This window comes from Moraxella sp. CTOTU47579 (assembly GCF_032004885.1).
GTDB lineage: Bacteria > Pseudomonadota > Gammaproteobacteria > Pseudomonadales > Moraxellaceae > Faucicola > Faucicola tetraodonis.
Window position 1 is genome coordinate 250568 of the sequence record NZ_DALZOJ010000003.1, and the last position, 8133, is coordinate 258700.

Sequence of the window (8133 nt, forward strand, 5' to 3'; positions counted from 1 at the left end):
TATTGTATATTTTTAGAAGGACATGGCTATGATTCATGAAATCGATGATATCGATAAACGTATTTTAAACTTGTTGCAAGAAGATGCGACCCTACCGCTTAAGAACATCGCCGAAAAAGTGCATGCATCGGTAGCGACCTGTCAGCGCCGTATCCAAATGATGACAGAGACGGGGGTGATTACTCGCCAAGTAGTGATTGTCAACCCCACCGAATTGGGCTTTGATTTAAGCGCGTTTGTGCTGATTGAAATGGAAAAACAAAATACCGCGCTGCAGCATGGCTTTGAGCGCTTGATGAACCGATTGCCCAACGTGATGAGTTGTTATGAAATCTCAGGGGATTATGACTTTTTACTATTGGTACATGCCAAAAATATGGCGGAATATCACCGTTTTACCCGTGATAATTTAACTTATGAAAACAATGTCCGACGCTTTAAAAGTCAATTTGTGATGAACTTCTCCAAGGTAGGCACGAAAATCCAGTTAGATTAGTTAGATTAATGCGCCATCAGACAATGGGCTCAAACAATGGGCTTAGTGCGATACCAAAATGACGTCGGCAACGAAATGCCAAACACCAACGCAGCGGTCACAAATATCGCATTGAAGCTAAAATCCATCATTTGGGTAAATACTTGTGGATTGTAGCCATAGTAGCCTAGCTGTACAAAGCTAATCATAGCTTTGTACGCAGTAATCCCCGGCATCATACACAGCATGGCAGGCACCAAAATCATCTTTGGGGTGAGTAAATATTTTTTTGCCAAATAAATTGCCACAAAGGATGAAATACCCGCTGCTACAAACGTCGCTAGTATCAAATTGACTGACAGTTGTTTTAAGAGTTCTCTAAGTCCATAACCCAGCACAGTCAACAATAAGCATTGCCAAATATAGCGGCGCGGCACATTGACAAGCAGTGTCCAGCCAAGCGTCATCAAGCAAGCAAAAGTTGCTGCGCGTATCAAGGCAATCGCATCAATCGCCATTTTTTACCCTGCCCAATATTGGCAATAGAATTTTATCAAACGCTTTCATCAACCCACGCCCCAATGACTGATATTTAGTAGTAGCAATGACAGCACGATGCCGATACAGCTCGATAACGTCAAGATAATCACAAACATAAAGCGCCCGATACCGATGTTCATATAACCCTTGAGCATATCCGACAACGAATTTATCAAAGGAAAACTGGGAACCAACCAAAGCACACTCGACGCCATAGCAATATGCGGGTCGTTACCAATCCCCAATAACAGCGCGGTACTGGCGAAGATGGAGCCGAAACACGCCGCTATGAGCGCGGATATAAAGGGATTAAAGTTGCGGTTACTCAGCCATAGCCGCAGCGAATAACCCATCATGCTCGCAATAAAAGTCACCAAACACACCAGTACATCGCCCCCTGCCAAATACGCAAAGCAGGCACACGCCACACCGACCATCGTCGCGACCATCTTGGCAGGATAAGTGCCCCGATCAATCTCATCAAATCGATAAGTCGCATGCTCTAGGGTACTCGTCACCGGCATACTTTCCAAATCCAGTACAATTCGCTGAATTTGTACAACGATATTGACATTGATGGCATGGGTGGTTGAGGCGCGCAAGGTGGTAATACAACGGTTATTATAAATTGTGGTGATGGTCAAGCCATTATAGGCAATCCCACACTCCACGCTGGCCAACCCCAACGCTAACCCCAATCGGCGGCACAAATCTGTTACCGTTGCCGATTCTGCCCCATATTGCATTAGTAGCAGTCCACAGCGCACACACAGACGGGTGATTTGCTGCTGGTGTTCATACGCCATATACGGCAACCGCCGTCTAGGCTTCGGCTCTGTCGGGGGCGAAAGCTTAGTAGGCTCAGGTGTTAGCGGATCAAGGGCTTCTAGGGCATCAGCAAAGGTATCGGTCATAGCATCATTTTAATAACCTTGATATCTCATTTTAGCATTAAACTAGCATAAAATCAGGGTGAATCAGTATTGCTTTATTGATTAAAAAGTTGATTAAGAAAGCTGAATAAAAATGAGCAAAAAGTTGAAAACTACCCGTTATTTAAAAAAATTCTACCTACTTAACAAGCTGCGATTGGTTTATTTTGGTTTAAATAATAGGGTAATATTCAATACCTTCCATTACCCTCCATTTTAATCACCATCTAGCCATTTGACAGTCACTTTTTCCGTTAATTTTTACAAAAATACTGAATCGCTTTACCCTTTAATTAAACCCGACTAATTTAATCAGGTTTTTTTGTTATTTCGCCCTATAAACCCCCATCGCAAAATTGATTCATGATAAAATGAGCCATATTCATTTTATTTAATATCCAAGCCTATGTCCGCCGAAACTATTGCCAACAAAGCCTTTAAACAAGGCGCCAAAGCCTTATTTGACTATGACAAACACTGGGCAAGCTGCTTTGAGCCTGCGCCATTTTTGCCGATGAGCCGAGCCGAAATGGATGCCCTTGGTTGGGATGCCTGTGATGTCATTATCGTCTCAGGCGATGCCTACGTGGATCACCCAAGCTTTGGCATGGCAATCATCGGCAGACTGTTAGAGTCGCAAGGCTTTCGCGTCGGTATCATTGCCCAGCCAGACTGGACGAGCAAAGACGCTTTTATGACCCTTGGCAAACCGACCATTGCGTGGGGCGTCACCGCAGGCAATATGGACAGCATGATTAACCGCTACACCGCCGATAGACGCATTCGCAGTGACGATGCCTACTCGCCAGACAATGCCCCCGACAAACGCCCCGACCGTGCGGCTGTGGTATATAGCCAGCGCTGCCGTGAAGCCTATCCCGATGTTCCCATTATTTTGGGCGGGATTGAAGGCTCGCTGCGCCGTATCGCTCATTATGATTATTGGTCAGATAAAGTGCGCCGTAGCATTTTGATGGATAGCCGCGCTGATATTTTGCTGTATGGCAATGCCGAGCGCGCGATTGTCGATGTTGTACATGCACTTGCCAAAGGTTACCGTTTTGAAGACCTTGCCAAAGTGCGTGGCACCGCGTATCTGTCGACACAAACCAAAAAACACTGGCAACGCGATATGATAGAAATCGCCAGTAACGACGTCGACACCGTTGGGCGTGTTGACCCAATTATCAATCCGTATGTGATGATGGAAGATGTGGGCGACTGTCACATCGAACAAGAAAAAACCCTTGAGAGTCAATACAAAGGTTTTGTGGCAGATAAAGTCGAGCACAAAGTGCTTAATGCTGATAAGGTCGCTGAAAGCCAAGACATCCAAGTGGTCAACCTCAAAGACCCCAATAAAAACGCCTTAAAACACAAACGCCCCTTGCCCCCCCGTGACAAAACCGTGATTCGCTTGCCCGACTTTGAGCAAGTCAAATCCGACCCCGTACTTTACGCCCATGCCAACCGTATTTTGCACCTAGAAACCAATCCGCATAACGCCCGCGCCTTGGTGCAGCGACATGGCGACATTGATGTATGGCTCAATCCGCCGCCCATTCCACTTACCATGGAAGAGATGGATTATATCTTTGATTTGCCGTATGCCCGTTTGCCCCACCCTAGCTACGGCAACGCAAGAATTCCTGCCTACGACATGATCAAATTATCAGTCAATATCATGCGCGGCTGTTTTGGCGGCTGTACCTTCTGCTCGATTACCGAACATGAAGGACGCATTATCCAAAACCGCTCAGAAGAGTCTATCTTGGGCGAAATCAAAAAAATCCGCGACACCGAGCCGTCATTTACCGGGGTAATTTCTGACCTTGGCGGACCGACTGCCAACATGTACCGTCTGCATTGCAAAGACGATGCCATTGAGAAAAACTGCCGCAAACCCTCCTGCGTGTATCCCGATATCTGCGACAACTTACTCACCGACCACAGTCATCTCACCCAACTGTACCGTAAAGCTCGTGATATCAAAGGGGTGAAAAAAATCCTGATTGCGTCAGGCTTGCGCTATGATTTGGCGGTCAAAGACCCGGAATATGTCAAAGAATTGGTCACCCACCATGTCGGTGGTTATCTCAAAATCGCCCCTGAGCACTCTGAAACCAATGTACTCTCCAAAATGATGAAACCGGGTATGGGGACGTACGATACTTTCAAGCAGATGTTTGACAAATACAGCCGTGAAGCAGGTAAAGAGCAATATTTGATTCCGTATTTTATCGCTGCTCACCCTGGCACCACCGACACGGACATGATGAACTTGGCAATTTGGCTCAAGCGCAATGGCTTTCGTGCCGACCAAGTACAAGCCTTTTACCCAAGCCCCATGGCAACTGCTACTACCATGTATCATACTGCCAAAGACCCGCTGCATAAAGTCACCCGTGACAGCGAAGGGGTGGAAATCGTCAAATCGGGCAAACAACGTAAACTCCACAAAGCATATTTACGTTACCATGACCCCAAAAATTGGGCACTGCTGCGTCAATCGCTTAAAGACTTGGGGCGTGAGGATTTGATTGGGCATGGCAGTCAATGTTTGATTCCGCCTTATAATCCAAAACTGGAAGGTGAAGACTTTTACCAATCAGCCCGTAAGAAAAATAGTTCTGCCGCTGGTGATTCGGTCAAACGTACGAATAAAGATAGTACTGCAAAAAAATCGGGTAAAAAACCAACACCGACCAGTTTTGGTAAAAAACCGTCAAACCAAAAACAGCCGAAAAAAGGCAATTTCCAAACCCAACATACAGGCTTGCCGCCGCGGAAAACTAAGTAGTTTATGTCATTCATGGCTTGTAGCGCATTTCTACAAGCCGTCTTATTTATTTTTAAATTGTTTCAATTTTAATGAACGTCTAAAGGTTGATAGAAATTTTATGTTTTTTGCATGATTAAAAAAAGAATGTTTAGCAACTTTAACTTGGTTTGGACTTTGATGATTTCTAAAAGTACCCAATTTGATTTTGGTGTTTTCTTCGAATACTGTAATTGTTAAATGCAAAATGATTAGCTAGAAATAACCTATAGGCTGAATGGATTAAATAACTCATATGACTGATGGCTGCGTTATTTAACCTTCTGTCTAAAACTCCAATGTATTGCTCCGAATAAAGACTCGAAGCCTCAAACGTTATGTGATAGCATTTCTTTTTGATAAAATATTCTCAATAAAATTTAAATTTTTATTTTTACATCAAGCTTACATCTTAACAACTAAACACAGCACTAAAAACGTTAAAAAATCACTAAAATACAAACCATTATAAAAATAAAAGGCTTTCAATATGGCAAAAATTTTTATTGGGATAGGGATTTTATTTCTCATCATTGGCTTAATTTATCTGTTTTTTCCCAATGCCTTTAACTGGTTTGGTCGTATGCCGGGGGACGTTAATTATCGCTCCGAAGGCGGTGGCTTCAGCTTTCACTTCCCCATCGTCACCATGATTATTGTGAGTATCATTCTCACTATTATTCTTAACCTATTTAACCGCTAACAGCGCGCTAAGTACCGCTATATTGAGAAGGTTTTTATCACAAAAACTGCCTTTTTTATCAAAAAATGTCGTAAACTGTAATTACGCCAGTCAAGATTGAAAAGGAGTTAGTCATGCAGCGCGACATTTTTAAGCCAACACTACTGAGCCTCGTAATCGCCCAAAGCTTATTGACGGCTTGTAGCCCCTCGCCGTCAAATAGCCGTGATACGAGCCCTGCCACACCTGTTATCGCGCAGCCAACGCCCGTGGTTGCTGCGCCTGCCATGATGATGGAAGCGGCAGCAATGAGCAAGATGGCACGCTACTCGCCTATCATGCCGATGCCGATACCACAGGATAATAGCGAAAAATATCAGCACCTTGCAGTCAACCCCATTCACCAAACCGCAACTGATGCCGTTGCCACCTTTAGTATCGATACTGACACCGGCAGCTACGCCAATGTACGCCGTTTTCTCAACAATGGGCAACTACCGCCCACTGACGCGGTGCGTATTGAAGAGCTTATCAACTATTTTAACTATGACTTTTCACAAGCCAAGCGCCTTGCCAACGCCCCTTTTTTGGTAAGTACCGAAACGGTTACCGCACCGTGGCGTGCTACCAATCGTATCATCAAAGTGGCTATCAAAGCGGATGACCCTACCATCACGAAACAAAGCGTCTTACCGCCTGCCAACTTGGTATTTTTGGTGGATGTGTCAGGCTCGATGTCAGACAACGATAAATTACCACTAGTCAAATCTTCGCTAAAAATGCTCACCAAGCAATTGAGGGCGCAAGATACCATTAGTATCGTGACCTATGCAGGTCGTACCCAAGTGACGCTTCCTGCCACTAAAGGCAGTGATACCGACAAAATATTAGCCGCGATTGATAGCCTAGCTGCCAGTGGCTCGACCAATGGCGAAGCAGCGATAAAGTTGGCTTATCAACAAGCAAAAATCCACTATAAAAAAGACGGCATCAACCGCATTTTGATGATGACCGATGGGGATTTTAATGTCGGCGTATCGGACGTCGATGAAATGCTAGATATTATCCGCCGTGAGCGTGATAGCGGCGTATCACTTTCCACATTTGGCTTTGGTGAAGGCAATTTAAACGACCATATGATGGAACAAGTCGCGGATAACGGCAACGGTAACTATAGCTACATCAACAGCCTGTCTGAGGCCAAAAAAGCCTTGGTAGACGAAATGTCAGCAACCTTTAATACCGTAGCAAAAGACGTCAAAGTCCAAGTGGAATTCAATCCCCAGACGGTTAAAGAATGGCGGTTGATTGGTTATGAAAATCGTGTCCTTGCAAAAGAAGATTTTAACAACGATAAAGTAGACGCAGGTGAGCTAGGTGCAGGCAAATCCGTGGTTGCGCTGTTTGAAGTTACCCCTGTGGGGCAGCAAGGTTGGCTAGACGATAGCCGCTACCAAGCTTACCCTATCAGTCACACCAGCAAAAATACTGAGCTGGGATTTTTAAAACTTCGCTATAAAGCGCCACATAGCAACACATCAACGCTTTTGACACTGCCCATTACCAATACTACCCAACAGCCGAGCAGCGAACTGGCATTTGCGCTAAGTGTGGCAGGTTTTGGTGAAACCCTCAAGCAAAGCAAATACCTCGGTAATTGGCAACTAAACGATAGCAAGCGACTCGCCCAAGCCAATATCGGCAACGACCCACAAGGTATTCGCCGCGAATTTATCAAGCTTATCGACTTAGCCGATAGCTTACAACCGACCAAAAAATAGTCACTATACAAGTGTCAATAAAAAAGCTAGATAAATCATCTAGCTTTTCTCCTACTTTTACTGTTTTGCCCATCAGTGCTGTTTTGTGCCAAAAATTTTATCCCCTGCATCCCCAAGCCCTGGGATAATATACCCCTGTTCATTGAGATGGCTATCAAGTGCGGCGGTAAAAATCTTCACATCAGGATGGGCATCATTCACCGCTTTCACCCCTTCAGGCGTTGCCACTAATACCAAGGCTTTAATATTTTTACAACCGTGTTTTTTCATCATATCAATCGTTGCTACCATACTACCGCCCGTCGCAAGCATAGGATCTAAAATCAACGCAGGACGCTCATTAATATCTTTCACCAACTTTTCAAAAAAAGGCACAGGCTCAAGGGTATCCTCATCACGTTGCAATCCAACCATCGAGATTTTTGCCGTGGGAATAAGGTCTAAAACCCCATCAAGCATTCCTAAACCTGCGCGCAAGATAGGTACGACAGTAACGGTTTTACCTTTGATTTGAATGCCCTCAATTTGGTTGCCTTCCCAGCCCTGAATGCTGATTGTTTCTATGGGAAAATCACGGCTTGCTTCATACGCCATCAAACGGGCAAGCTCTTTAGTCAAGGTACGAAACTTATAAGTGCTACTATCTGCCTCGCGCATCAATGATAATTTATGCTTAACTAAGGGATGGTCAATAACGGTAATTTGCATGGTAACACTCACTTTAAATTTCACACCAAAAATTTCGCCTATTTTACCCAAAGTCTGTGATAAAAACATTAATTTTCTATTCTGAGTTTTTCTCTGAGTCTTTCAGGGATGCAAAAAAAACACCCCCTTACAAGAGAAAGGGGGGTGGTTTGGAATAGGGAGCTGACGATGACCTACTCTCACATGGGCGAACCACA

At 44.5% G+C, this 8133-nt stretch carries 7 protein-coding genes; 4 read left to right on the top strand and 3 right to left on the bottom strand.

Annotated elements, in window-relative coordinates; genetic code table 11:
* The first annotated feature begins 28 nt into the window (after positions 1–28).
* Positions 29–496 (top strand): Lrp/AsnC family transcriptional regulator, encoded by a 468-nt coding sequence (locus RTP55_RS03630; RefSeq protein WP_062331430.1) that lies wholly within the window; start codon positions 29–31, stop codon positions 494–496.
* Between the two features lie 29 nt (positions 497–525).
* Here the strand turns inward: RTP55_RS03630 and RTP55_RS03635 are convergent, their stop codons facing one another.
* Together RTP55_RS03635 and RTP55_RS03640 are read right to left on the bottom strand one after the other, a co-directional pair.
* On the bottom strand, positions 526–993 hold the full coding sequence (locus RTP55_RS03635; protein WP_007115872.1) for a threonine/serine exporter family protein: 468 nt from the start codon (positions 991–993) through the stop codon (positions 526–528).
* Positions 994–1041: 48 nt separating this feature from the next.
* Positions 1042–1929: a threonine/serine exporter family protein gene (locus tag RTP55_RS03640; RefSeq protein ID WP_007115871.1), complete on the bottom strand. Its 888-nt coding sequence runs from the start codon at positions 1927–1929 to the stop codon at positions 1042–1044.
* Positions 1930–2353: 424 nt separating this feature from the next.
* On the opposite strand from RTP55_RS03640, the gene RTP55_RS03645 reads away from it, so the two are divergent.
* The 3 genes from RTP55_RS03645 (at position 2354) to RTP55_RS03655 (ending at position 7228) form a co-directional block, all read left to right on the top strand.
* Entirely contained in the window at positions 2354–4747 is a 2394-nt protein-coding gene (locus tag RTP55_RS03645) for a YgiQ family radical SAM protein (protein ID WP_312384269.1), read from the top strand.
* Between the two features lie 508 nt (positions 4748–5255).
* Entirely contained in the window at positions 5256–5468 is a 213-nt protein-coding gene (locus RTP55_RS03650; protein ID WP_099808321.1) for a DUF2905 domain-containing protein, read from the top strand.
* A 113-nt stretch (positions 5469–5581) separates the two neighbouring features.
* The gene (locus tag RTP55_RS03655) at positions 5582–7228 is read left to right on the top strand and encodes a vWA domain-containing protein (protein ID WP_312384271.1); all 1647 of its coding nucleotides are present in this window, start codon (positions 5582–5584) and stop codon (positions 7226–7228) included.
* Positions 7229–7300: 72 nt separating this feature from the next.
* On the opposite strand, the gene upp is transcribed toward RTP55_RS03655, so the two are convergent.
* A complete protein-coding gene (gene upp, locus RTP55_RS03660) occupies positions 7301–7936 on the bottom strand; it encodes a uracil phosphoribosyltransferase (RefSeq protein ID WP_065263959.1) in 636 nt (211 codons plus the stop codon).
* Positions 7937–8133 lie beyond the last annotated feature (197 nt).